We start from the raw sequence: 24,561 nt of genomic DNA on the forward strand, positions 1-24,561 counted from the left end.
TTAAGCTCCTCGGATTGCATTGACGATTTGAAGTACGAGCAGTTCTTCGATAAAGATCAAAAACATCGCCATCACGACTGCTGCATTGGCAGCCCGACCCACCCCTTCGGTACCTTTGGATGAATTGTAGCCCTTGTAGCAACCCACTATCCCGATGGTAAATCCAAATAGAATGGATTTGAAGATGGAGGAAGTCACATCCAAGAAGGTGATCGACTCAAAAACCTGTACAAAGAATGTCGACATACTGACTAGCTCATTCTTATTTACGCTAAGAAACGAACCCATCAAAGCCACAAAATCAGTATACATCACCAATAAAGGAATCATCAAAGTGGTGGCCAATACTCGGGTGACAACCAAGAATTTGAAAGGATTCGTGGCTGAGACCTCCATAGCATCGATCTGCTCCGTCACCTTCATGGAGCCTATCTCAGCTCCAATACTCGAACCCACCTTACCGGCAGCGATCAAGGCTGTCACCAAAGGACCCATTGCCCGCACTACAGCGATAGAAATCAGCGATGGGAGCCAGGATGCAGCTCCAAACTCGGAGAGTGAGGGCCTCGATTGATTGGTAAATACAATACCGACAATAAAGCCAGTAAGTGATATCAAGGGCAAGGATTCTACACCGATTCGGTAGCACTGATGCACCACTTCCTTAAACTCATAAGGGGGCAAAAAAACCTCTTGAAAAAATCGTTTGACGAAAATCCAAGCGTCATTCAAGCCAATAAAAAATTTATCTAATTTTTTCGAAAGCAACGGCTTTCGGTCATCCGATTCTTCAGCCATAGTAATATTCTGATTTTCGAAAATAAGTAATTTTATTAAAAGCCATTGGGAAATTAAGCCTAGGTACCAAGGATATAATGCAAATCAGGTTCCAATAATGGCTTTTCAAAAAATCCAGAAATCCTTGCATCCTCAAGGGCACGGGCTCGGTCTCCTGGATGGATTGATCCTGATAGAAGGAAAAACTTTCCCTGAAAGTTCAATTCCTCCAACTGATCTAAAAATTGCCAGCCGTCGGAAAAGCTTAGGTTAATATCTGATATCACGATATCAGGCGAATTTGATTGGATAAAAACCAAAGCAGAATTGACATCTTCAAAAAAAATCAGGTCGATATCAAAGTTCAGCAGCGCGATTCTTTTTCGGAAAAGCAGGTGCTGGATTTTATCATCGTCCAAGACTAAAATCTTTTTTCTGGAAGCGGTCGTCATGAAGGAAAAATGAATTTTAAAATAGAAGAAACAGCGCTATTGTGTCGGTAAAGAAACGAAAAAATAGACTTGCGGAGATCATTGGGTGAATTGATTTCTGTTTTTCCGATTCTCAGTACAAATGGAAAATTAAGTTTTTTGGATTTTTTAGATAACTCTAATTTATTTAGATAGGGCAAATTACAAGACATCTAAAAGTACTATAATTAGTATATAAATCAGTAGGTTGAATATTTTTTTCTCAATTTTTAATTCAGCTGATTATCTAAAGTCTCGAAGCGCTTTTTTCTTAAATTGGGAATAAGGAAAAAACAATACTGCTGCTGGAGATTTTACCGAAGCAGGCCGTCGATAGATATTGTCTACAGGAAAAAAGGCTAATTTTGTACCATGCCAGAAATCACGGAAAACCCGAAAAAATCAATCCGCAAACGCAATGGATTGATCCGAATGTTGATCTATCTCCGGGAGCGATTTGACCTCGAAGAAGGCAAGGAAGATGAACTCGAAACCATCGAATACATCTCCAAAAATGTAGAGTTCAAAGGAGCCAACCTATGGATTTTGATCTTTGCAATCTTTGTGGCTTCGGTGGGATTGAATGTCAATTCTACCGCTGTGATCATCGGCGCGATGCTGATCTCCCCTCTCATGGGACCAATCATGGGGATCGGGTTGGCAGCAGGAATCAATGATTTTGAATTGCTCAAAAGGTCGGTAAGAAATCTCCTGGTCGCGGTATTTATTTCGATCCTCACCTCCACCATTTATTTTTCCATTACCCCTATCTATGGAGCAGAATCAGAATTACTCGCCCGGACAGAGCCCACGGTTTGGGATGTTTTGATTGCCCTGTTTGGAGGCTTAGCCGGAATCATAGCTGGATCCAGAAAAGAGAAAAGTAACGCGATCCCAGGAGTAGCCATTGCCACAGCGCTCATGCCTCCATTGTGTACTGCTGGTTACGGTTTGGCTACTGGAAATCTCCTCTATTTTTTTGGAGCCTTCTATCTTTTCTTCATCAATTCTGTGTTTATCAGCCTTTCCACCTACCTGATTGTGCGATTCATGGGGTATCCCAAAAAGCACTTTTTGGACCGGGCAAAAGAAAAAAGAGTTCAGACCTACATCACGGTATTTACACTTTTGACATTGATTCCAAGTATCTACCTTGCCTATGGGATTGTGAAAAAAACATTCTGGAATGAGCAGGCTAGGAAATTTGTGGCTTTGGAAATGCAGTTCCCGAAAACCCAGATATTGACCTCCGAATATGATTATTCTTCAGACAAAAAGTCCATCACCGTCAGTCTCATCGGCGAAATGATCAAAGAAGAAGAAATCGGGATCTTGAAAAATAAAATTGCAGCCCTGGGACTTACCGAGACAGAATTAATCATCCATCAAAACGGCAGCAATGGCACCGATATCAATGTCCTCAGAAATGATATTCTCAAAGATCTCTATGAGCGAAATGAAGGTCTGATCCGAGATAAAGATCAGAAAATAGCGCTCTTGGAAAGTGAACTTTCGGAAGACGCCCAAATTCGTACCCTAAGCCAAGAGGTGGCCCTAGAAGCCAAAATCAATCATCCAAACCTCAAGAAGTTCAGTTTGGGCAGGTCGATTTTCACTGATCTGGACAAAAATCAGACAGATACACTCATCTCAGCCTATGCCTCATTTCAGCCCAGTGCCCAACGTACAGAAATAAACAAACTTCGGGATTGGCTTAAAGTCAGAACAAAGTCTGACACGGTGGCCCTAATTATCGACTAAAACCCAAAACATATGAAGATCTCACTATTCACACTTGCGCTATTATTCACATTCGCTTTTTCGTCATTTTCTCAGGAACAATACGACGAAAGCTTGGCCACTAAACTTGGGGCTGATGACTATGGTATGCGCAAGTATGTGATGGCTTTTCTCTTGCGTGGAGACCGAGTCAGTGAATATGGTGAAACTGAGCGGGCGGACATTCAAGCCGGACATATGGCTAATATTTCAAGAATGGCTGAAATGGGCAAACTGATCGTGGCTGGGCCATTTTTTGGCAATGACGAATTGCGAGGGATTTATATCTTCGACGTGCAAACCATTGAAGAGGCCAAAGCGCTAACCGAAACAGATCCCGCCATCAAGGCCGGAGTGCTAAAAATGGACCTGAAGGAATGGTACGGTTCCGCGGCACTGATGATGCTGCCTGAGATCTATCCCAAGGTGACAAAGAAGAGTTTTTAGTCTTAGTGATCAGTTTTCAGTCGAAGTGGTCAGGTTGCACTGGTTAGTAGCAGTGGATTGAGTCCGGCTGAGCGGAGTCGAAGCCGATATTCAATTTTCAGTGGTCAGTCGCACTTTTATGAAATCTGTAATTGGTAAGTAGTGTGCGATAAGTTGTGATTGCATTTACTGCTCACCGTTTACAAGTTAGAAAACTCCGCTCAGGGTGACACTTCCTTGCCTACTGAACACTACCTTCCGCACATCTCCAAATACGGGCAATAAGCGCATTTTTTTAGATCTTCTGCTTGTGAAAAAGGAACCTCGGGATTGTACATTTCTTCTAGAAGTTTCCTTAGACCTAACTCATACTCTTGAGCATGGTCACGATAATCATTCAGCTCAATGCCCAGCTTATACGGCTCTTTGAATTGCAGATAGGGATTGAAATCATCCGAAAAGATCTCCTTCAGGTTAAAAATCGCTGGTTTTAGCGGTGCGGAGCTCTGAGGATGCGTCGCCTGATAGATCAAACCGTAAAACATCGTCTGCATGCCGGCTTTATTTCGATTGGTATCGTCCCGGTTAAATAAGGAAGGAATATCCGGAAAATCCTTTTTGTCCCCGCCAGACTTGTAATCGATGAGTCGGACCACGCCATTCAATTCATCTACGCGGTCAATGATTCCTTTCAAAGCGATTTCCCGATGCCCGAGGCTCGTTTGGATGCCAAGTTTGGCGCGGTACTCCTTGCCTTTCTCCAATGAAATCAATCGAAATGGAGCGGATTCTTCATCTATTTCCAAGACTCGTCTGATGTATTTCTGCAAAACATCCCGAGCGATAGCCAACTGACCATTCAGCTTCGTCTCTGCAGCATCCTCTAAATGGTAATTGGTTCGAATGGCTTTCTCAATCGCAGGAAATATCCAGTTGGTCTTCAATTCTTTGAAATCTTCGGGTACTAGTACCGCACGCCTCTTCCGCTCAATAAAACCCAAATACAGGTTTTCCATGCTGTAGTGAGCCAAATTCCCAAATACTCCCGCATCGATTTCCTCGGTGACTTCTTTCTTTTCCTCGATTAAAGCGATGTATTTTAGGTAAAACTTAAGACGACAATCCAGATACACATTCAGTGCAGAAGGAGAAAAAGTTGTCTGCGATGTCCCATCTTGCCCAATGGTGTATTTTTCTAAGAGTTGAAGAATCTCAGGCACTTTTTGAATCGTGATCTCACCTGGAGACTTTTGGTCAATGGGCACAAAAATCACCTCTTCTTTCATCTCCAAATCCATTTCCACCATCATCTGCTGGATGTAGCGGCTTTTCTCTCCGGATTTTCCCTGATCAGAAGCTGTGGTGTAGATCATGTGAACTTCCTCTGCGCTATGAAGCAGTCGGTAAAATGTATAGGCATAGATCGCGTCGTTTTGCTCCTGTACAGGCAAGCCAAAAGCGCGTCGAATGTTGAAAGGAATCATGGAATTCAACCCAGCAGAGGGTGGGAAACTAGCCTCATTCATATTGCAGATGATGACTCTCCGGAAGTCAAGATTCCTCGACTCCAGCACACCCATGATCTGTAAGCCCTGAAGCGGTTCGCCTTCAAATGGCAACTTCACTTCTCTGAAAACCTGACGGAAAAGCCGAATGAAGAACTCCCGATTGACAGTCAGGGAATCCTGCTTGTCAAAGATCTCACGAAGTCGTGTCAGCTGCTTGAAGCATTGATAAAGATAACTCCGCTGCAAAGGTTCATCTTTCAATCGCTCAGCCAACTCCTCCATCAACACAGCCAGATAGGTAAAAAGCTGCTCACTTTCCAGTTTTTGGAAGATCAGAACAAAAAATGCTCCGCCTTGATGCAGGTTTTCCTCCGAAATATAGATCTGATTTTTCTCCTGAATCTCAGCCAGCAAACTTTTACAAAAGTCTGCATTAGAAGATTTTATGTAAATCGAAGAAAGTAGGTTTTTGATAGCTTGATGGTAGAAAAGGACTTTCCCCTCCTCCACCTTGATAAATCGCTGCATTTCCAGCACCGCTTCGAGAAAGGCATATACCGGAGCGTTTTTTACAGGATAGCCCATGGTCACGTTTACCTTGTCCACCTGATCGGGAAGAGAATGAAGGACTGGGAAAAGCATTTGCTCGTCCGGAAGGATCACCACCGTCTCTTCCCAGTTTTCCTTTGGAATCGTCTCAAGAATCGTCCCAACCAGATTCGCCTGATTGGTTTTCAGGGGCGTGGCGTAGGTTTGGATTTGAGCCTTTTTAGTTTGGATCAATGATGGAATGACTTCCGGAAAAGTGGGTCCGAAAACCTTGTCTCGTTGGTATTCCCTGAAGAAAAGCCCCGCTTCCTGATTCTTGTCATTTAAGTAATAGGCATCCAGATCCCAGTAGATTTTTGCTCCAAATTGCGTGATGAAATGCTTGATCAGTTTCTCTTCCGTTCCAGTAAAAGCATTGAAACCGATGAAAATGGTATGTTTTTCGGGTTTGGAAAGCTGATCTAGCGATTCGGCTACTTGCCGATAAAGCTTGCCGGAATACGCTAGCCCTGAAACATTGAGCGAAGCCTGAAAAGCTTGGTAAAGTGGATGGAGCAATTCCCAGAATTTCAGAAATTTCTCCTGATGCATTCGATCCTGCCGCACAAATGAGTTCCAAAATTGCTGAATCAATTCCACCTGACTTTCGGTCAGAAAACTTTGATCTGACTCAAACTCTTTGAATTCAGCCAACTGGTGATATAATTTCTTAGCATCGGCCATGAATTGATCCAGGTCATTGAAGTCCTTGAGGATCATTTCTCCCCAAAAGAAAAACTTATCGAAATCCTCTGGAGCCGGATTTAAATCCTGATAAACGCGATACAATTCGAAAATTAAGGTCAGTTCATCCGCTGGTCGCTGTCCGGCATAGTGGTAAAAAATATCCTCAATTGTCTTCACCTCCGGCATCCAGGTAGGTTCGGAGATCAATGTCCCCAGATGTTGAGTAAAGAAAAGTCCAGCTCTCCTGTTGGGCAGGACTATACTCAGGTCTTGCAGATTCCGGTGTTCCGCGAGGATTTCCCGGGCAGTATTTCTTAAAAAACTATGCATTGACTCTTTCGATTTTTCCAGATTCCAAATAGCACAAAAAGCCTTTCACGGGCTTTTGGGTGAGCTTCTGAACCAGGTCCATGTAGTCACGAACCTGCAAGCCATATTTTTCCTGCTCCTCCCCTGTTTTGAAATCCACAAGGATAGCTTCCTTTTCACGAAGGATAATCCGGTCTGGCCGTTTTTGCTTTCCCCCGGGAAGTAAAATCCCCTGCTCTGCAAGTAAAATCCCTTCACCCTCAAACCAGTCACTGAACACAGGATTAGAAAACAAGTCGATCAATTGCTTTTCTACCTCCGCTTTTTCAGATTGGCTGAGTCTTCCTTCGAAATAGAAAGATTGTAAAATGGATTTGGCGGCTTCCAGATTGATCGATTTCTCCAAAATCTCATGGACGAGCAAACCAAAGTTTCGTTTTTTCCGCTGCTCCAAGCCCTCGGGCGAAAAATCTACCGCATACTTCTTCACCTTAAGCAGTTCAGTCCAATTCTGATAGGACCAACGCAAGGTCGGAACAGGCAATAGCGCTGGTTTTTCTGGTTTTTCCTCAGGCCAGTCCCCCAAATCAAAGACTTTGGTTTCAGCATCAAAATGGGCAGCTAAACTCAATCCCTCCAACGATTCAGCTCCATTTTCGAGGATTTGCTGAAGATGGACTTCCATCGCATTCTGAGAATTGATCTTTTGCCGATAAGGAACCAATCCCCAAAACACATCCTCAGCACGGGTAAGTGCAACATAAATCATATTCAAACTATCCAAATAGGCCAATATCGCCTCTTCGGAATAGATGGACTGAAAGGCCGACTGGGCGAGATTTGCTCCCAGCGTCAGTGGAATGATTGCCGAAAGGTTTTGGTCTGCATCCTCAAAAGGCGACCAAACCACATTTCTCTTCGTCGTATCAAAAATAGTCCATTTCAAAAAAGGCATCAGGACGACTTTAAACTGCAATCCTTTGGACTTGTGAATCGTCAGAATCCGCATCGCGTCGTGGCCTTCGGGGATTTTCACCGTTCGTTTGGTTTGATTCTCCTCCCACCACTCCAGAAAACCAGCCAAGTCAGAGCGATTGTTTGCAGTAAAGTCATAAACCGCTTCCTTGAAACCCGAGATATACGCTTTTTCAAGTCCAGTTTCCATCAGATTAAGCACCACAATCAATTCTTCGAGCGCTTCCATGAGCGGAAGTTGAAGCATCAGCATTTCCTTTTCCTTGAAGACATCTAGCCTTTCTTTCAGATAATCAGGAATCTGGTCCAGTGAAAAAAGCAGGTGATCGACCGGTCGATCCTGCAAAACCGACCAGTAATACCACATCGTCTTGAATTGAACTTGATCGTCCGGATACTGCAAATACCGAAGCCCAGCTACCAAAGCCTTCACTGAGGCCGATTTGGTGAGGTACATGGACTCGTCCGATAGCACATCAAAGCGGTAATTCGGATCGGTGTTGGTGGCAGTTTCCTGCATCAGGACATCTGCGATGGCTTCACCTTCATTTTTACTTCTGACCAAAAAAGCGATATCCCGCAGACTGTAGCCTTGGTCTTGAAGTTGTCTGACCATATCTGGCAGTTTGGATAGCACCTGATCCGTGAAGTTTCCTTCTTCATCGTCTTTATTGGAGGTCAAAAACTCGAGTTTCACTTTTCCCTGAAATGCGGATTTAGCCTTTTTAGGTGAAATATTTTGGTGAACATCATGATAGGCTCGGGATAGAATAGAAGGATCCTCTACTTGGTAATTTTCTCTTAAGTAGGATTCAAACGAGCCAGGAAGCTGCTTAAACAAGGCATTATTGAATTCGATGATATTGGGAAGGCTGCGGTAATTGGTGGCCAAATTCTTGAGATCGATACCAAAAACCCCTGTCTCTGCCTCCACCTGCTCCAGCAGAAGTTTCATCTCCCCTCCTCTCCAGCGGTAAATGGATTGCTTGACATCACCGACCAGCAGATTGGTATTGCCCTGTGAGAGCGAGTTCTCCAGAAGCGGTTTGAAACTTGCCCATTGAAAGCCTGAAGTATCCTGAAATTCATCGATCAAATAATTTCGATACTGATTCCCGACTTTTTCATAGATAAATGGAGCGTCATTTTCTTTGGTGATTTCCTTTAGGAATTCATTTGCATCGGAAATCAGCAGGATATTCTCCTCATCCTTGATGACCGAAAGTTCGTCCAACAAATTCCTGAAAATCCCGAAAACGTAGATGTTTTTGGAAATTGCTTCGATGGTATTCCATTGGTAAGTCAGAGGCTCGATTTTGGCCAAAAGCTCTCCTAAACCTGCATAGAATGATTGTTCGATGAGATCCTTTTTAGAACTTGTTTTGGTTGCCCAGCCTTCCGGACTATTTGCTTTCGCAAGTTGAGCCTCTGTAAAATCGGAGATTGGTGATTCTTTTTTGCCAAGCTTATCAAATTTTGCAGGAAACCCTCGGTTGTAATCACTCCACTCCAAACCTAACCCAGCTCTGATTTCATTTGCTTTCAGGTTGATTGCTCCGGCAATCTTCATCAACTCCGCCCTTCTTTCTCGCGCAAAAACCTGAAGCTTGGAAATATTTTCTTTTTCCTTGAGAAATTCCCTGATCTCAGACGAATAGCGCTTGAAGTCCTCCTGGAAAATCTGCCCGCCCAGTTCACGAATGTTGCCACGGATATCCCAAGATTTACCATTTTGGATCTGTTCGGAGGCATAATCCACCAGCCATTTGTGCAGAAACTCATCTTCCATTACCAGCATGACCACCCGATCTACCACTCGATCGAGGACTGCTTGTTGATCAAGTTCGACCTCGAATTTGGCATTGAGATCCATCTCACGAGCGAATGCGCGTACTACTTTCTGGAAAAAGCTATCAATCGTACTGACCGCAAAGTGCCCATAATCATGTAGAATGGCGGTCAAAGTTTGTGAAGCTTTGTGCTTCAAACCTGCTTCATCGACTTGGAGTGCTTTCATCAGCTCTTCATCCATTTTTTCCGAAGGATTTACGGAAGTCCTCAGCCGACCGAGTTCCTTTAAGATTCGCTCCTTCATCTCAGCAGTAGCTTTATTTGTGAAAGTCACAGCGAGAATTTGCCTGAAAGCTCCCGGATTTGCCAAGGCCAACTTGAGATATTCCAGCGTGAGGGTGTAGGTCTTACCCGAGCCGGCGGAAGATTTGTAGATGATGAAGAGTTTCTTGTCCATGGTAAAAAGTCGAGCCTCCAAGATAGGAAAGTGGACTGTTTTTCCCGTCGAGAAAAATTAGACTTGACGAATATTGTCAGAAAACCTTCCCTGATTCCAAAGCGAACCATAGAAACAAATCTGATTGGAATTCGGTGTATTTATAGACAAATTCCAATTTGAAATCCAATTCCCAATGAAAAGACTACTTTCTCTCGTATTCTTCCTTACCCTTTCTTTTTCGTCAGTTGCCAAAGACGGCTATGAACTTTGGCTGGATTATGACATGGTAGAAGACCCCCAAATGAAAGCTCAATTGGAACCGCTTTTCTCCGGTTTTTTCTTTTTTGGCGAAAGCCCGACCTACGATGTCATCCGGAAAGAGCTTGAGATCGCCGGACAAAAAATGCTCGGCAAAGCTCCGGTTTTTTCTCAGGAACGACTCGGACAGACTCAGGTTTGGCTTGGGACTCGAGAGCAACTTTCGCAGGTTTTTGGGCTCCAGCAACAAGCCGAAATCAAGGCCTTGGGCGAAGATGGATTTTGGATGGGACCGATCGATTTTCAGGGAAAAACCTACTTCACCATCGTAGGCAATCAACCAGTTGGCGTGCTTTATGGCGTTTTCAGCTGGCTTAAACGCATCCAAACAGGCACTTTCGATCCAAGAATTCAAAAAGCTGAAAGTCCAAAAGTTAAACTTCGAATGCTAAATCATTGGGACAACTTGGATCGGACCGTGGAGCGAGGCTATGCGGGCTTTTCGATCTGGGACTGGCATAAGCTTCCGAGCTACATCGATCCCCGCTACACCGACTATGCAAGAGCCAATGCATCCATCGGAATCAACGCCGTTTCGCTCACCAATGTCAATGCGAATGCAAGAATCCTGACTACGGATTTTATGAAAAAAGCGAAGGTCTTGGCGGATATTTTCAGGCCCTATGGGATCAAGGTTTTCCTTACTGCCCGATTCTCCGCACCGATGGAAATCGGTAAACTCAAGACCGCCGATCCACTCGATCCTGAAGTAATCAACTTCTGGAAAAAGAAAACTGAGGAGATGTATTCCTTTATCCCGGATTTTGGGGGATTTCTGGTGAAAGCGAATTCTGAAGGGCAGCCTGGTCCCCATGAGTACAAAAGAACGCATGCCGAAGGAGCAAATATGCTTGCCGATGCCCTTGCGCCGCATGGGGGAGTTTTGGTTTGGAGAGCTTTCGTTTATTCACATGAAGTCGACCAAGATCGGCATAAGCAGGCCAATCTGGAATTTGAGCCACTGGACGGCAAGTTTCGAGATAATGTAATCATACAAGTGAAAAACGGAGCAATCGACTTTATGCCAAGGGAACCTTTCCATCCGCTTTTTGGAGCGGTGAAAAACACCAACCTCGGGATCGAATTTCAGATCACTCAGGAATATCTCGGTCAGGCAACGCAGCTAGTTTTTTTGGCTCCGATGTGGGAGGAAGTTTTGCGCAGCAAAACCTACCGCCCTACCCCCGCCTCCACCGTGGCCGGAATCATAGACGGAAGTGACTCTAAACAAAAGCTCACGCTGATGGCTGGCGTCTCTAACATCGGCACCGACCGCAACTGGACAGGACATCTCTTTGGGCAGGCAAATTGGTATGCCTTTGGCCGACAGGCATGGGACCACACCTTGACCTCTGCACAAATTGCAGACGAATGGACGAAATTGACCTTTGGTCAGAAGCCTGAAACGGTTACCAAAATCAGTGAAATCATGCTCGGATCACATGAAGCAGCGGTGAACTACATGATGCCACTAGGACTGCATCATATCATGGGTTGGGACCATCACTATGGTCCGGGTCCTTGGGTGACAGGAGGAAGACCAGATTGGACGGCGCTGTACTATCATCAGGCGGACAGTTTGGGAATCGGTTTTGATCGAACAGCAAGTGGAAGTGATGCTTTGGGCCAATATGCTCCCGAGATCGTAAACCAGTGGTCTGATCCCAAACTGATTCCAGAGAAGTATTTGCTTTGGTTTCATCATCTACCATGGGATTTTGAACTCAAGTCAGGAAAAACCCTTTGGGAGGAAATCGGCCTGCACTACGATCAGGGGGTGAAATCAGCCAGAAAAATGCAGGAGACTTGGGCATCTTTGGAATCGGCTATCGACCCGCAGCGATTTGACCATGTACGGCAATTACTTGCAATTCAAGTTCAGGAAGCCGAATGGTGGAGAAATTCCTGTTTGCTGTATTTTCAGACTTTTGCGAAGCGACCTTTTCCAGCGGTAATCGAACAACCTGAAGGTGATCTGGAATACTACAAGAGCCTGAGTTTCCCAACTGCGCCGGGGATACGGCCGAGATGGTAGATTGAAGTACGAGTTATGAAATACGATTTACGAGGCGCAAAGCAACTTTGAGGTTTTGAAAACCTTGAAGGTGTAGGTCTAATATCAAGTTTTCTAACAAAAAAAATCGAACTCCGAATGTCGAATAATGAATGATGAAGATTTGAAAATCGCTTGTGGGAGTGTCTTCCCTCTCGCAACTCTCTGGAATATCAAAACTGCCGGCGGTAGGTAGGTGATTAACGTCGAATAATGAAGAAATAAGAATATGGAACCATACACTATACCTGCTGCCACCAGAATCGGACACATACACCTCAAAGTAACTGACCTACAACAATCGCTTGACTTCTACTGCGGCTTGTTGGGATTTGAGCTCGTGATGAAGTATGGCAAAGAGGCAGCTTTCATCTCAGCTGGCGGCTACCATCACCATATCGGGCTGAATACCTGGCAGAGCAAAGGCGGGAAACCAGCACCTAAAAATACCGCCGGACTTTTTCACACGGCCATCCTTTTCCCCACGAGAAGAGATTTGGCTGTGATTTTCAAAAGACTTGCTGAAGCTAAGTATCCACTGACTGGAGCTGCAGACCATGGAGTTTCGGAAGCGATCTATTTGGATGATCCTGATGAAAACGGGGTGGAATTGTACTGGGATCGGCCAAAGGAACTCTGGCCGAAGGATGAAAACGGCGAATTGACGATGTATACGCGGCAATTGGATTTGAAGGAGCTGATAGAGGAAATATTATGAACAAATAATTTAGAATGAGTTAGCTCCAAGTTTGCCAAAATGTTTAGAATATTTTGATAACTAAATCATTTAAAGAAAGGAATGATGACTACAAATAATCCAATCAAGTCCGAATCCCATCTCTTTCAGGATTTATCCTCTTTGATCGAACAGAGTCGAAATCAAATAGCCGTTGTTGCCAATAGCGCTTTAACACTATTGTTTTGGAAGGTAGGCAAACGGATAAGCGATGAAATTTTAAACAATGAACGAGCTGAATACGGCAAACAAATCGTTGCAAACATTTCAGCCCAACTGGAAGCCAATTATGGCCGAAATTTTACGGAGAAAAATGTCCGTCGAATGATTCAATTTGTTGACCAATTTTCGGATTTTGAAATTGTCGTTACACTGTCACGACAATTGAGTTGGAGTCATTTTTTAATATTAATACCCTTAAAAGGATCAGAAGCTAAAATCTATTATTCTCAATTAGTTATAAATGGGCAATTGAGCGTAAGAGATCTTAGATATCAAATCTCTCGCAAAGCATTTGAGCGGTCTAAAATTGCTAATATCCAACAAACTCAGATTGATCAATCTCTCCAAAACACATTCAAAGATCCTTATTTGTTGGATTTTCTTGGACTAAAAAATACCTATCTCGAAAATGATCTGGAAAAAGCGATTCTCCAAGAATTGGAATCTTTTATATTGGAATTAGGAAAAGGATTTGCCTTTATGGAAAGGCAGAAGAGGATGATTATTGATGGGGAGGACTTTTATCTTGACCTGTTGTTTTACAATAGAATTCTAAAGCGATTGGTGGCTATTGAATTAAAGATCGGGAAGTTTGAAGCTGGGTTTAAAGGTCAAATGGATCTTTATCTCAAGTGGCTCAATAAACATGAGAAACAGGAAGGTGAAAAAGAACCTATCGGCTTAATTCTTTGTGCCGAAACAAACAAAGAGCAAGTTGAACTGCTGGAAATGCATAAAGACGGGATAATGGTTGCGGAATATTGGACAGAAATGCCACCAAAAAAGGAGTTGGAAAAGAAGCTTCACCAACTATTAATCGAAGCCAAAGAAAGAATAGAAAGAAATAGAATAGGGTAAGTAAATGATTCAAATCCGCTTTTCCACCCAATCCACAATCACTTTCATCACTTCTTCCCTATCCGAGTCATTGATCAGTTCATGATAGCCACCGGGAAAAATCCTTAATGTCTTATCCGCTGATTTTGCCTTTTGAGCCAGCAATTCAGAACCATTGGGATTGGTAAGTCGATCCGCATCTCCATGAATCAGGAGAAATGGAAGTTCAAAATTCTCCGCCTGACTTTGGATAAACTGCATCATCTGATACAGCTCATACCCCGTCCGCGCAGGAATATTTTCCTGATAATTCAAAGGATCATTTTTATACTTTGAAACCTCCTCCGGAATTCGGGATACCGCGGATATGTCCAGCTTCAGTACCTTCATTTTTGGAAAAAACCGATTTACCAACCCTGAAATGGCTATCAAAATCGGGGATGTACCTTCTGCCTCTTTGATTGCTGGTGAACTTATGATTACCCCAGCGGCTTGGGGTTTATACTTCAAGACATAGGCCGTCACAAGCCCTCCACCCATGCTGTGACCGTAGAGAAAAGCAGGTTTGCCAGGTAGATAGCCTTTGACTTTTCCAAAAAGTGCATCGATGTCCTTCAAATAATCTTCATAGGAATCAAAGTAGGCCGTCGGTTTTCCTTCAGGTGATTTCCCATGACCTCTGCCATCAAAAGTAAAAACCGCCACACCCAACTTATTCAGCTTGTCGACAATATGTGCATATCGACCACTATGCTCTCCCAAGCCGTGAACAAGAAGTAATCCTGCTTTTGGATTGTCAGGCATCCAAGCTTGGAGGTAAAGTTTCAGGCCGTCGTGCGTGGTGTAGGAAGTTTCAAGGTGAGACATGAATCAAATAAGTTTTTGATTAAATTTAATATGAATATCCGCTTTTTAGCCAGTAGTCAAATTTTCTATTGTTCACCTCGACTTCGCTCGGTGACCGTCCTATATAGTAAGGTTGGGCGGGGAGGAAAATGCGGCTTCGCCGCATTTTCCTCCCCGCATTTGATAAATCTGAACCCGGAGGCCGAGCGAAGTCGAGGCCATTTGATTCAACTGGCATAATTGCGGATAATCAGAAAATTTATAATTATGCCGACCATATTCAAGCAAAATGGGTTTTGATTTTTCTTTTACAGCAATGATCATTAGCCCAAGCAAGTTCATATTGAAAAATCCGGCAAGACAGCCAAATTCAATTTACACCCAATCGAATTGGTGGTATCAAAAAAGTTTTCAGCTAATGAACTGCGAGAAATTCGTATTTTGATCCAATTAAATTTAGAATTAATAAACGCTAGCTGGGATGAGTACTTTAACTAAACTTAAATCGAACCAAGCCATCAATCTTTCATTTGCTAATGGAAAAATGACACTCTTCATGGAAGATGGTCGTGAAATTGGAATTCCGATCGAGTGGTTCCCTAGGCTGCGAGAAGCTACCAAAGAGCAGTTGGAGAATTGGCGATTCATCGGAAATGGAGAAGGAATCCATTGGGAAGAATTAGATGAAGATTTATTGGTCAGCGAATTGATTTCTTAAAAACTAACCCTTTTGAGACTCGAGATTACATTTCGAGTCTTTTTTTAAACCTAAAAAACGATGTTCCAAAAAACTCTTTACACCATCCTCCTCTCACTAGTCTTGGTTTTTTCAGGATTAGCACAATCAACACTCTCCAAAGAACGCCTTGACCGATATGACGCCTTTTTCCAAAAGGAAATTGATGCGGGCCGATTACCGGGAGTTGTCACTTTAGTCTATAAAAACGGCGAAAAAGTCTACGAATCCGCTTTGGGTTACAATGATTTTTTGGAAAAAACCCCAGCAAGCACTGATCAAATCTATTTCATCCAATCCATGACCAAGCCGATCATCACCACGGCTTTCATGATGTTGTATGAAGAAGGCCACTTTTTCCTAAACGATCCGCTTCACAAGTATCTCCCCGAATTCAAAGACGCGATGGTTGCCAAAGACCCAAAACTGGGATCAGCGGGAGGTTTGGAACCTGTCAAAACACCGATTACCATCGCCCAACTGATGAGTCATACGGCTGGATTTTCACATGGATTGGGAAGCACCAAAGTCGATGAAGAGGTCATTCAGGGCCTTTATTATGCCCAGCATAAGGATATTGCTGCAAGGGTAGCAGCCTATGCAAAACTTCCCCTATATGGACAGCCTGGCGAGCAGTGGTACTACTCTGCTTCACCGGATATTTTGGCAAGATTAGTCGAGGTCTTTTCAGGACAAACTGCTGCTGAATTCCTTCAGGAACGGCTTTTGGGTCCGCTGGGAATGAAGGATACGGGCTACAATCTGACCGATGAGCAAGCAAAGCGAATGACCATCCTGCATACCTATGACGATGCAGGTAAATTGGTCAAGGCTCCCAGACAAACCCCAACTTCGGGAAATACTGTCTTTGCCGGTGCAAATGCGCTATTTTCGACTGCTCAGGATTATTCCCTCTTTGCACGAATGATGCTAAATGGAGGTGAATTGGATGGGAAAAGATACCTCAGTTCCAAAACCGTTGAACTCATGTCCATGAACCAAACCAAAGATCTCTTCCAAGATCCAGGTAAAGGCTTCGGTTTTGGATTTGCCGTAGTCGATGATTTGGCTGATACCAAAAGCTTGGGCTCTGAAGGCACTTTCTATTGGAGTGGTGCTTATTGTACGTACTTCTTTATCGATCCAAAAGAAGACATGGTCGCCATTTTCATGACTCAGGTTGCACCGTTCAGTTCGTATTACGAAAATAAGTTCCGACAAATGATCTACCAGGCAGTTGATTGAAATTCGGAACTGAAAATAAACTCCTTTCAACTGACTTTGCTCACCTATAACTACGCTACAATTTGTTTACTTTGAAAGACTTCAAGGTTGTCATCTCCATGCGAAAAATTGGTCCATTTCATTCTGTAACTGGAAATTTCTCATTCCTTCTTTTCCTTTCCTTGGCAGTATTTTCCTGCGGAAAATCGGAAGAAAATGTGCTTTTCCCTGAGAAAAAATCCCTGACCGAATCCGTTTATGCCTCAGGATTAGTCAAGGCAAAAAACCAATATGAAGCATTCACCCTCGGCAGTGGACCGATTGAAGAAATCTTCGTCAAAGAAGGAGACACCATAAAGGCAGGAACTCCGGTTTTGAAAATATTCAGTGAGCGGGAAAAACTGAGTACCGAAAATGCGCAACTCTCGCGGAATTTCGCTGACCTTCAGGCAAATCAAGGCCGAATCCGTGATCTCGAACTCAGCATAGAATTATCCAAAAGCAAAAAACAAAATGACTCCATCCTACTTGTCCGACAAAAAAACCTTTGGAACAAAGGAATCGGTACGGCAGTCGATCTGGAGCAGCGTGAATTGATCTTTCAGAATTCAAAAGCCGCCTATGAATCTGCACTTCTGAAATATCAGGATCTGAAACGGGAGATTGAATTCAATGCCAAAAGCTCCTCAAAAAACCTCGCCATCAGCGAATCTCTTCTCGATGAATACATGCTGACCAGTAAAATAGACGGTGTGGTCTATGCCATCCTCAAGGAAAAAGGGGAAATGGTCAGCCCACAAACTCCCCTTGCGGTGATCGGAAGTGCAGATGAATTTATCCTGGAACTTCAGGTTGATGAGTATGATATCTCTAAAGTAGCGCTAGACCAACTGGTCATGGTGATGTTGGACAGTTACAAAGATCAGGTTTTCGAAGCCAAAGTAACCCGAATCTATCCGATCATGAATTCCCAAAGTAAGAGTTTCACGATTGAGGCCATTTTCACAAAAGCTCCACCAAAACTCTATCCTAATCTTACTTTGGAAGCCAATATTGTGACCCAAATGAAAGCCGAGACACTCGTTATCCCGAGAAATTACCTCTGGCAGGATGACCGAGTAATCACAGAGGCGGGAGATACGATTCCAGTGAAAGTTGGAATTAAGACTTACCAATTTGCTGAAATTCTGGAAGGAATAGATGAAAATACACCTCTAATCCTTCCTGGAAAGTAATGAAGTGGTCCCTGATTTTTGAAATCTCCAAAGCCCTGATGGTTGCGCGCATGAAGCAAACACTGATTGCTGCCACAGGGGTCATGTTCAGCATCACCATGTTTGTGGCTTTGCTTGGATTTATGAACGGACTCAATACCATGCTCGATGGATTGGTTCTGAATCGTACGCCACACATCCGTTTTTATAATGAAATCCGCCCCAACCCAAACCAACCCATCGACCAAAGCAGTCAATTTGAAAACTCGCTGAATATCATCCGGTCGATCAAACCCAGCACCAGCCGATTGTCCATTCACAATAGCGAAGCAATCATTAAAACCTTGGAGGAGGATTCTAGAGTTTTGGGTGTAAGTCCAAAGATCTCCGCTCAGGTTTTTTTCAATGTGGGAACGATCGATCTTACAGGTATAGTCAGTGGAATTGATGTCGAAAAGGAGGCCGAGCTTTTTGCATTTACCGACTATGTGACCACCGGAAATTATGCAGATCTCAATCAGACCAATACCATTATTCTGGGAAAAGGGGCAGCAGATCGAATGCTAGCCGATATCGGTGATGTGGTACAAGTGACCACTGCTCAGGGTAACAGAGTCCAACTTAAAGTAGTGGGCTACTATCAATCCGGACTTGGGGACTTTGATAACGTCAATAGCTTTGCATCGATCTCCACAGTCCAAAAGATGCTCGGCGAACCCGCCGCTTACATCACCGACATCCAGGTGAAGTTGAAAGACTTGAACTCAGCACCTTCGCTTGCTCGTGAATTTGGGCAAATTTTTGGGATCGACGCAGATGATATTCAGACTGTCAATGCCCAGTTTGAAACAGGAACATCCATTCGATCTATGATCAGCTATGCTGTGGGAATCACTTTGCTCGTAGTCTCAGGTTTCGGAATTTATAACATCTTAAACATGATGATTTTCGAGAAGCTCGATACCATCGCTATTCTCAAGGCAATTGGATTTAGCAGTCAGGATGTCAACAGGATTTTCATCGCTATTGCACTTACTATTGGTTTAGTGGGTGGGGCTTTAGGATTGCTTTTTGGGTTTTTAGCGGGATTGGGAATCGAACGAATTCCATTTGAAACGGCAGCTTTGCCAACAATCAAAACTTTTCCGGTCGATTTCAATCCTAAGTACTATTTGATTGGTGGCACATTTAGTTTGATCACCACGTATTTAGCGGGATTTTTTCCTGCTCGAAAAGCAAGTGGAATTGATCCGGTAGAAATCATTCGAGGAAAATGAGAGAAACTGACCAAATCGTACTCGAGTCGAAAAACATTGACAAGTTTTTCTACAATCCTACCAAAACACAAGTGCTGAAGGAGGTGAGTTTCAGTATCAATCGAGGCGAATTTGTATCTGTGATAGGAAAGTCCGGCTGTGGCAAATCCACGCTGCTCTACATCCTGTCGACCATGGATACCGACTATTCAGGTGAACTTTTCATGGATGGGGAGAAAATTTCCGGCAAATCATCCAGCTTTCTTTCCCAACTTAGAAATGAGAAAATCGGCTTTGTCTTTCAGTTCCACTACTTACTCAATGAGTTTTCGGTTTTGGAAAATGTGATGATTCCAGGGCTCAAGCTTGGAAAATATTCCCGTGAAGAGCTTGAACACAGAGCGTTGGAAAAGTTGCGAATCTTTGATATGCAGGATCATGCGAAGAAAAAAGCCAATCAACTCTCAGGTGGGCAAAAACAACGAGTAGCTATCGCCCGAGCGTTGATCAATGATCCGCTGCTGATCATGGGTGACGAACCCACTGGCAACCTGGATAAGAAAAACTCTGATATCGTTTTCAATAAGTTCAAGGAACTGGCCAAAGAATTTGGGCAGACGATGTTGATCGTGACGCATGATCCGGAGTTTGCAGCTGGAACCGACCGCACGATCGAGATGGAAGATGGAAGGGTGATTCGATTTTAGTTGGCCTAGAGCCAATGATCACATCGCATTCTTTAATGGATATTCTTTAATTAGCCATTCAGCGGGTATTTTGAGAAGCTGGCTGAATTTTCTAATCATTGAAAGTGAAAGGGACTGTTTATAATTGAGAACCTTACTGACCGTTCCTTTGTCTCCATATTCCTTAGCCAAAGTCGCTGCATTGTACCCAAAGTCATCCATTCGGATTTAGATTAGTTCGATAGGATCAACCTCAGGTAAGTCCCATAATTTGTTTTCATATTCTGACATCAAATGCACCAAAAGCATTTTTTCCTTATGTTCTTTAGAACCTTTCACTGAATTCTTTAGGGCTTCATAACGCTCTCTTGCTAATTCAAAATCAGCGTCATTTTCAAGGAGGTACCAGCTTTTATTGATTTCCATTGTTACCCTTTTATCGATATAGGCAATTCTGCGAAGAGTCAAATTTTATTAAGTTTCACCTCGACTCCGCTCGGTGTCCGTCAATTTTGGTTATTGGTAAAATTATGGATAATCAAATTATCTTTTCTCAATAAACCCCAACACATCCTTATACCCTTTGCTCCAAGTCCAAAAAAATTGAGTAATCATCGGAATGTGTTTTTTCTTTTTATAAAAGGAATAAGTCAGATCGGTATTATTAGCTTCTGCTTCCTTTCGAAATCGATCAACAGTCAGGCGGATTCCCGGATAGGTTTTTTCTCCCTCCATCAGCAGCATAGGGATCTCTTTTCCATCCAAGAAATAAATGGGAGAAAATTCCTTCCAAACCACAGGGCTATCGGTGAAGGCGTCGTAGTTGTCCTCTGCATCGTATTTCTCCTTGCGCTCGGTCAAAAACCAATACCAATCCAAGCCAGCAGGATCATTCAGTATGGCGCCTTTCAGTGGGTTATCCACGCCGATTTCTTTCCAGGAATCATCTTTCACCACCGACAGCGCTGCCAAGTGACCACCAGCAGAATGTCCTGAAATGTAAATTTCAGCGGGATCGCCCCCGTAGTTGGCGATATTTTCCTGAACCCATTTTACAGAAAGCAACGTGGCTTTTTCCATTTCTGGCAGTTGGTATTCTGGTGCCAAAGGATAGTCGATGATCACGGTCACCACCCCTCGCCTAGCCAATCGGTTGCCCATGAAGTTATAGATCTCCTTTCGACCGCTGTTCCAACTTCCTCCATGGATAAAAATCAAAACGGGCAATTTCTCAGCCTTTTTAGGGGCAAAAATATTCAGCTGCTTTTCCGGAAGATTCATTGCTGAATTCGCCTGCATGTAGGAAATATCCTTGCTGCGTTGAACGGATTTGAATGCACAACCAACTGTCGATAGGCTAAGAATGAGAATTAGGAAACGGATAATGGAATGCATAAATAGGGGACTGGAGATCAAAGGATTTTTTTTTCTTCGCGTCCCAATGGATACTCTGGGAATAGCGAATTGTTTGATTAAAGAATTAATCAACGTAGTCAAAGAGGGCAATGGATTTGAATTTTCAGAAATCTCCGCCGATTTAAGTCGCCGTGCTGAGTGAAATCTAAGGCACTGCCTAAGGTCTATCTCCCTAAAAAACCAACAACCCATGCTCACGGAGAATCTCCCAAACTTCGGAGTCCAACATTTCCTGAAAATCCCCCAATTCCTGCTCGTACTGTTCCCGAATCGGCTTTAGCGTATTTAGGTCTTTCTCATAGCTGACTTTTTCCAAAAGCCAACACACCCATTCCCCCAACTCGATTGGGAGTTCGATGGCAAAGTCTTCTTTTTTCCCTGAAAAAATCAATTCACAGATTCCCTCATCAGTTTCCATCAATTCAGGTGGCGAACCGATCCAAATGATCCGATTTTGATCCCGATATGCTAAAGCAGGTTCGCCTTGAATCTGCCGCTCGATGTATTTTTTGGGAATTGAGGTTGGCGGAACTTTGATGTCAAACCAATCTCGGAGCGGAATATCAAATCCCACTCCATGCATGTAATTGAAGAGCGATTTGCGAAGCCCTTCGGAGAAAAGCGCATGTTCCACTCCGACAGGATCGTCAAAGTCGAGTTCATTATTTGCAAAAGTCCCTTCTCCCAAGTCTGTTCGCTTTACTCCAAAAGCTTTAGGATCCAAACCCACCGGACTATGCGCAGTCATCGCAAATCGATGCCAAAAACCTGATTGCAACACGCCAATCTCAAACAACTGTCGCACCATCTCCATGGAATCAATCGTCTCTTGCGCAGTCTGAGTTGGGTAGCCGTACATCAGATAGGCATGAACCATGATTCCTGACTGCGTAAAATGGTTCGTTACCTGAGCGACTTGAGCAACTGTGACGCCTTTTTTGATTAGGGCCAAAAGTCGGTCAGAAGCTACCTCCAGACCACCTGAAACCGCAATGCAACCTGAGGCCCGAAGCAAGCGACAAAGGTCTGCCGTGAAGCTGCTTTCAAAACGGATATTCGTCCACCAAACCACCACCAATCCCCGTCTCAAAATCTCAATTGCCAAGTCCCGCATCAATGCTGGAGGCGCAGCTTCGTCAACAAAGTGAAATCCATTGGTGCCCGTCTGCCCCATGATTTCCTCGATTCGATCGCAGAGAATTGCAGCATTGATCGGTTCGTAGCGACCGATATAATCTAGCGAAATATCACAAAACGTGCATTTGCCCCAATAGCAACCATGGGCAAGCGTCAACTTATTCCAGCGGCCATCACTCCAGAGTCGATGCATGGGATTCGCCACCTCGATGACCGAGAGATAATCCCGCAACTTCAAATCACTGTAATCCGGCGTACCGACTTCCCGCTGTGGAAGATCTTTCACTGCGGAATTATTCAAAAACTTAACTTGGCCATCGACACGAACAAAAGTTCGCTTCAGCTCATTCAAAGGCCTTTTTCCATGCAAATAATCCAGCAAAAGCTGAATCGGGGCTTCCCCATCGTCCAACGTAATGAAGTCGATGTAATCAAAAACCCGCGGATCCTTTAGCGAACGCAGTTCCGTATTGGGATAGCCTCCACCCATCCAGACTTTGATTTCAGGATGGTTTTGTTTAAGGTATTGACCGCATTTCAGCGCGCCATAGAGGTTGCCGGGAAAAGGTACCGAGAAGGCCACCGACTCAGGCTTCCAGTTTTGGATTTTTTCTTCTAGAAGCTCCAACAGCATCGAATCGATCAAACTCATCGGTTGATTAAGAGCTTCCTCCATTTCGTCAAAAGTCAAAGCGGAAATCCCCAACCGCTCCGCATAGCGGCTAAATCCAAAATGTGGATCCACTGCTTCGGTGATCAGGTCACCAATATCTTCCAGATACAAGGTCGCGAGATATCTTGCTTTGTCCCGAACACCCAAAGTTCCAAAAGCCCACTCCAAATCATCCAATTGCTCAAAACGACTGGCTTCGGGAAGGAAATTTCCCTCGGAAATATGGTAAGCCAAAGTGGGGTTTTTGTCTTGCAAAAAATCAATTACCGTCCCAATGGTCTGCAAATAAGCAGATTTCATTCTCAGGATTCGGGCTGAATTCTCCGAAAGTTCCTCAGATTTTTCTGAAGCAATTTCAAAGACTTGGCTTAGGCCATTTTTGGAAAAAAGCTTCAAAATCACCTCAATTCCCAAATCTGCTTGCTGGCAAGAAACCTGAAGCGTATTCAAAAAACCCTTGATGTAAGCTGTCGCTGGATAGGGCGTATTGAGCTGGGTAAAAGGTGGTGTGATGAAAAGGACTTTGGTGGACAAGGGCTATGAATTTGAATCGAATCAAAGTTCGCATTTATTCACCGCAGCCACATAGGGAACTAGAGAAAATTTAAAGCTTTGAGATTTTTAACCACAAAGTCCACCAAGTGTCGCAAAGGTTTTTTACCACAGAGAAATAAAGAGAGAAGTTTGACTTCTACTGAAGACAAAAAGAACTGCATAGCCTTTTTCTTTTTTAATCCTTTCTGAGTTCACAGAGAAAAGCTAAAGCTTTTGAAGTAATCTGTGAACACCTGTGTCTTTTCCTATAGCTATCTATGGGAAATAATCTGGGAAACTCTGAGACTTTTTCAGCGAAAATCGGCGGGAAAAATTTCCTGAGCGAAGCAAATCTGTGAACAATTGTGCCACCTGTGAGACAAGGTTTTTATTCCAAAGAGGAAATTTCTCCTTTCCTTTTGAGCCACTGCCATTAAATTGAAGCATCTTTGTCCCCATGAGCAACAACGACGTACTTCGATCCCTCCGCTACACTTTCGATTTCAATGACTTTGTGATGATGGATATTTTCAGCAAAGGAGGACTGACAGTCACTCGTGAGGAAGTAAGCAACTGGCTCAAAAAGGACGACGACGAGCAATACAAAGCGATCTATGATAAAGATTTGGCAGCATTTCTCAATGGCCTGATTATCCTGAAGCGTGGTCCTAAGGAAGATTCAACTCCCGTAGCAGAGAAAACTTTGGACAACAACGCGATCCTGAGAAAGCTGAAAATCGCTTTGGATATGAAGGATGACGATATGCTGGAAGTTTTCGCTTTGAAAAGTTTCCGCCTGAGCAAGCACGAACTGAGTGCATTTTTCCGTCGACCCACCCAACCCCAATACCGACAGTGCAAGGATCAGATTTTGAGGAATTTTTTGCAGGGATTACAGATGAAGTTTCGGCCATGAAATCCATC

General features: G+C 43.7%; 21 protein-coding genes. 12 read left to right on the forward strand and 9 right to left on the reverse strand.

The window, feature by feature from the left end:
• Both DK188_RS08465 and DK188_RS08470 read right to left on the reverse strand, forming a co-directional pair.
• Positions 1-798, reverse strand: a complete 798-nt coding sequence (locus tag DK188_RS08465; RefSeq protein ID WP_111670385.1) for an MlaE family ABC transporter permease — start codon at positions 796-798, stop codon at positions 1-3.
• Positions 799-857: 59 nt separating this feature from the next.
• Positions 858-1,229, reverse strand: coding sequence for a response regulator (locus DK188_RS08470; RefSeq protein WP_111670386.1), 372 nt, complete (start codon positions 1,227-1,229; stop codon positions 858-860).
• Between the two features lie 390 nt (positions 1,230-1,619).
• Between DK188_RS08470 and DK188_RS08480 the strand changes: the two genes are divergently transcribed.
• Both DK188_RS08480 and DK188_RS08485 read left to right on the forward strand, forming a co-directional pair.
• Positions 1,620-3,008 (forward strand): TIGR00341 family protein, encoded by a 1,389-nt coding sequence (locus tag DK188_RS08480; protein WP_111670388.1) that lies wholly within the window; start codon positions 1,620-1,622, stop codon positions 3,006-3,008.
• A gap of 12 nt (positions 3,009-3,020) precedes the next feature.
• Positions 3,021-3,473 carry a YciI family protein gene (locus DK188_RS08485; protein ID WP_111670389.1) on the forward strand — a complete coding sequence of 151 codons (453 nt, stop codon included), beginning with the start codon at positions 3,021-3,023 and terminating at the stop codon, positions 3,471-3,473.
• A 230-nt stretch (positions 3,474-3,703) separates the two neighbouring features.
• Here the strand turns inward: DK188_RS08485 and DK188_RS08490 are convergent, their stop codons facing one another.
• Both DK188_RS08490 and DK188_RS08495 read right to left on the reverse strand, forming a co-directional pair.
• Positions 3,704-6,565, reverse strand: coding sequence for a PD-(D/E)XK nuclease family protein (locus tag DK188_RS08490; protein ID WP_111670390.1), 2,862 nt, complete (start codon positions 6,563-6,565; stop codon positions 3,704-3,706).
• Positions 6,558-9,767, reverse strand: coding sequence for a UvrD-helicase domain-containing protein (locus DK188_RS08495; RefSeq protein WP_111670613.1), 3,210 nt, complete (start codon positions 9,765-9,767; stop codon positions 6,558-6,560). The genes DK188_RS08490 and DK188_RS08495 overlap by 8 nt, the downstream gene beginning before the upstream one ends.
• A gap of 175 nt (positions 9,768-9,942) precedes the next feature.
• On the opposite strand from DK188_RS08495, the gene DK188_RS08500 reads away from it, so the two are divergent.
• From DK188_RS08500 to DK188_RS08510, 3 genes are all read left to right on the forward strand, one after another.
• Complete coding sequence (locus tag DK188_RS08500) at positions 9,943-12,102, forward strand: alpha-glucuronidase family glycosyl hydrolase (protein WP_111670391.1); 2,160 nt, start codon at positions 9,943-9,945, stop codon at positions 12,100-12,102.
• Between the two features lie 247 nt (positions 12,103-12,349).
• The gene (locus tag DK188_RS08505; protein ID WP_111670392.1) at positions 12,350-12,838 is read left to right on the forward strand and encodes a VOC family protein; all 489 of its coding nucleotides are present in this window, start codon (positions 12,350-12,352) and stop codon (positions 12,836-12,838) included.
• 81 nt (positions 12,839-12,919) lie between these two features.
• A complete protein-coding gene (locus DK188_RS08510) occupies positions 12,920-13,936 on the forward strand; it encodes a PDDEXK nuclease domain-containing protein (protein WP_111670393.1) in 1,017 nt (338 codons plus the stop codon).
• A gap of 9 nt (positions 13,937-13,945) precedes the next feature.
• Here the strand turns inward: DK188_RS08510 and DK188_RS08515 are convergent, their stop codons facing one another.
• Positions 13,946-14,782 (reverse strand): alpha/beta hydrolase, encoded by an 837-nt coding sequence (locus tag DK188_RS08515; protein WP_111670394.1) that lies wholly within the window; start codon positions 14,780-14,782, stop codon positions 13,946-13,948.
• A 321-nt stretch (positions 14,783-15,103) separates the two neighbouring features.
• On the opposite strand from DK188_RS08515, the gene DK188_RS21835 reads away from it, so the two are divergent.
• From DK188_RS21835 to DK188_RS08550, 6 genes are all read left to right on the forward strand, one after another.
• On the forward strand, positions 15,104-15,259 hold the full coding sequence (locus DK188_RS21835) for a DUF4160 domain-containing protein (protein ID WP_111670396.1): 156 nt from the start codon (positions 15,104-15,106) through the stop codon (positions 15,257-15,259).
• Positions 15,243-15,479, forward strand: a complete 237-nt coding sequence (locus DK188_RS08530; protein ID WP_111670397.1) for a DUF2442 domain-containing protein — start codon at positions 15,243-15,245, stop codon at positions 15,477-15,479. Before DK188_RS21835 ends, DK188_RS08530 begins: the two co-directional genes overlap by 17 nt.
• A gap of 60 nt (positions 15,480-15,539) precedes the next feature.
• Positions 15,540-16,742 (forward strand): serine hydrolase domain-containing protein, encoded by a 1,203-nt coding sequence (locus DK188_RS08535; RefSeq protein WP_111670398.1) that lies wholly within the window; start codon positions 15,540-15,542, stop codon positions 16,740-16,742.
• A gap of 71 nt (positions 16,743-16,813) precedes the next feature.
• Entirely contained in the window at positions 16,814-17,956 is a 1,143-nt protein-coding gene (locus tag DK188_RS08540; RefSeq protein WP_232825693.1) for an efflux RND transporter periplasmic adaptor subunit, read from the forward strand.
• The gene (locus DK188_RS08545) at positions 17,956-19,212 is read left to right on the forward strand and encodes an ABC transporter permease (protein ID WP_111670399.1); all 1,257 of its coding nucleotides are present in this window, start codon (positions 17,956-17,958) and stop codon (positions 19,210-19,212) included. The genes DK188_RS08540 and DK188_RS08545 overlap by 1 nt, the downstream gene beginning before the upstream one ends.
• On the forward strand, positions 19,209-19,898 hold the full coding sequence (locus DK188_RS08550) for an ABC transporter ATP-binding protein (RefSeq protein ID WP_111670400.1): 690 nt from the start codon (positions 19,209-19,211) through the stop codon (positions 19,896-19,898). Before DK188_RS08545 ends, DK188_RS08550 begins: the two co-directional genes overlap by 4 nt.
• Positions 19,899-19,916: 18 nt before the next feature.
• Here the strand turns inward: DK188_RS08550 and DK188_RS21695 are convergent, their stop codons facing one another.
• The 4 genes from DK188_RS21695 to DK188_RS08565 all read right to left on the reverse strand — a co-directional run bounded on the left by DK188_RS21695 (position 19,917) and on the right by DK188_RS08565 (position 23,637).
• The gene (locus DK188_RS21695; RefSeq protein WP_232825694.1) at positions 19,917-20,099 is read right to left on the reverse strand and encodes a hypothetical protein; all 183 of its coding nucleotides are present in this window, start codon (positions 20,097-20,099) and stop codon (positions 19,917-19,919) included.
• Positions 20,100-20,105: 6 nt separating this feature from the next.
• Positions 20,106-20,303 carry a hypothetical protein gene (locus DK188_RS21700; RefSeq protein WP_232825695.1) on the reverse strand — a complete coding sequence of 66 codons (198 nt, stop codon included), beginning with the start codon at positions 20,301-20,303 and terminating at the stop codon, positions 20,106-20,108.
• Positions 20,304-20,420: 117 nt separating this feature from the next.
• A complete protein-coding gene (locus tag DK188_RS08560; RefSeq protein WP_111670401.1) occupies positions 20,421-21,272 on the reverse strand; it encodes an alpha/beta hydrolase in 852 nt (283 codons plus the stop codon).
• Between the two features lie 193 nt (positions 21,273-21,465).
• Positions 21,466-23,637: a B12-binding domain-containing radical SAM protein gene (locus DK188_RS08565; protein WP_111670402.1), complete on the reverse strand. Its 2,172-nt coding sequence runs from the start codon at positions 23,635-23,637 to the stop codon at positions 21,466-21,468.
• A 457-nt stretch (positions 23,638-24,094) separates the two neighbouring features.
• On the opposite strand from DK188_RS08565, the gene DK188_RS08570 reads away from it, so the two are divergent.
• Positions 24,095-24,553 (forward strand): YehS family protein, encoded by a 459-nt coding sequence (locus DK188_RS08570; RefSeq protein WP_111670403.1) that lies wholly within the window; start codon positions 24,095-24,097, stop codon positions 24,551-24,553.
• Positions 24,554-24,561 lie beyond the last annotated feature (8 nt).

It is taken from the genome of Algoriphagus litoralis, assembly GCF_003259255.1.
GTDB lineage: Bacteria > Bacteroidota > Bacteroidia > Cytophagales > Cyclobacteriaceae > Algoriphagus > Algoriphagus litoralis.

Excerpts from the sequence above, each read along its gene's own strand:
- DK188_RS08465 (WP_111670385.1), bottom strand. The coding sequence starts at position 798 with ATGGCTGAAGAATCGGATGACCGAAAGCCGTTGCTTTCGAAAAAATTA.
- DK188_RS08470 (WP_111670386.1), bottom strand. The coding sequence starts at position 1,229 with ATGACGACCGCTTCCAGAAAAAAGATTTTAGTCTTGGACGATGATAAA.
- DK188_RS08480 (WP_111670388.1), top strand. The coding sequence starts at position 1,620 with ATGCCAGAAATCACGGAAAACCCGAAAAAATCAATCCGCAAACGCAAT.
- DK188_RS08485 (WP_111670389.1), top strand. The coding sequence starts at position 3,021 with ATGAAGATCTCACTATTCACACTTGCGCTATTATTCACATTCGCTTTT.
- DK188_RS08490 (WP_111670390.1), bottom strand. The coding sequence starts at position 6,565 with ATGCATAGTTTTTTAAGAAATACTGCCCGGGAAATCCTCGCGGAACAC.
- DK188_RS08495 (WP_111670613.1), bottom strand. The coding sequence starts at position 9,767 with ATGGACAAGAAACTCTTCATCATCTACAAATCTTCCGCCGGCTCGGGT.
- DK188_RS08500 (WP_111670391.1), top strand. The coding sequence starts at position 9,943 with ATGAAAAGACTACTTTCTCTCGTATTCTTCCTTACCCTTTCTTTTTCG.
- DK188_RS08505 (WP_111670392.1), top strand. The coding sequence starts at position 12,350 with ATGGAACCATACACTATACCTGCTGCCACCAGAATCGGACACATACAC.
- DK188_RS08510 (WP_111670393.1), top strand. The coding sequence starts at position 12,920 with ATGATGACTACAAATAATCCAATCAAGTCCGAATCCCATCTCTTTCAG.
- DK188_RS08515 (WP_111670394.1), bottom strand. The coding sequence starts at position 14,782 with ATGTCTCACCTTGAAACTTCCTACACCACGCACGACGGCCTGAAACTT.
- DK188_RS08530 (WP_111670397.1), top strand. The coding sequence starts at position 15,243 with ATGAGTACTTTAACTAAACTTAAATCGAACCAAGCCATCAATCTTTCA.
- DK188_RS08535 (WP_111670398.1), top strand. The coding sequence starts at position 15,540 with ATGTTCCAAAAAACTCTTTACACCATCCTCCTCTCACTAGTCTTGGTT.
- DK188_RS08545 (WP_111670399.1), top strand. The coding sequence starts at position 17,956 with ATGAAGTGGTCCCTGATTTTTGAAATCTCCAAAGCCCTGATGGTTGCG.
- DK188_RS08550 (WP_111670400.1), top strand. The coding sequence starts at position 19,209 with ATGAGAGAAACTGACCAAATCGTACTCGAGTCGAAAAACATTGACAAG.
- DK188_RS21695 (WP_232825694.1), bottom strand. The coding sequence starts at position 20,099 with ATGGATGACTTTGGGTACAATGCAGCGACTTTGGCTAAGGAATATGGA.
- DK188_RS21700 (WP_232825695.1), bottom strand. The coding sequence starts at position 20,303 with ATGGAAATCAATAAAAGCTGGTACCTCCTTGAAAATGACGCTGATTTT.
- DK188_RS08560 (WP_111670401.1), bottom strand. The coding sequence starts at position 21,272 with ATGCATTCCATTATCCGTTTCCTAATTCTCATTCTTAGCCTATCGACA.
- DK188_RS08570 (WP_111670403.1), top strand. The coding sequence starts at position 24,095 with ATGAGCAACAACGACGTACTTCGATCCCTCCGCTACACTTTCGATTTC.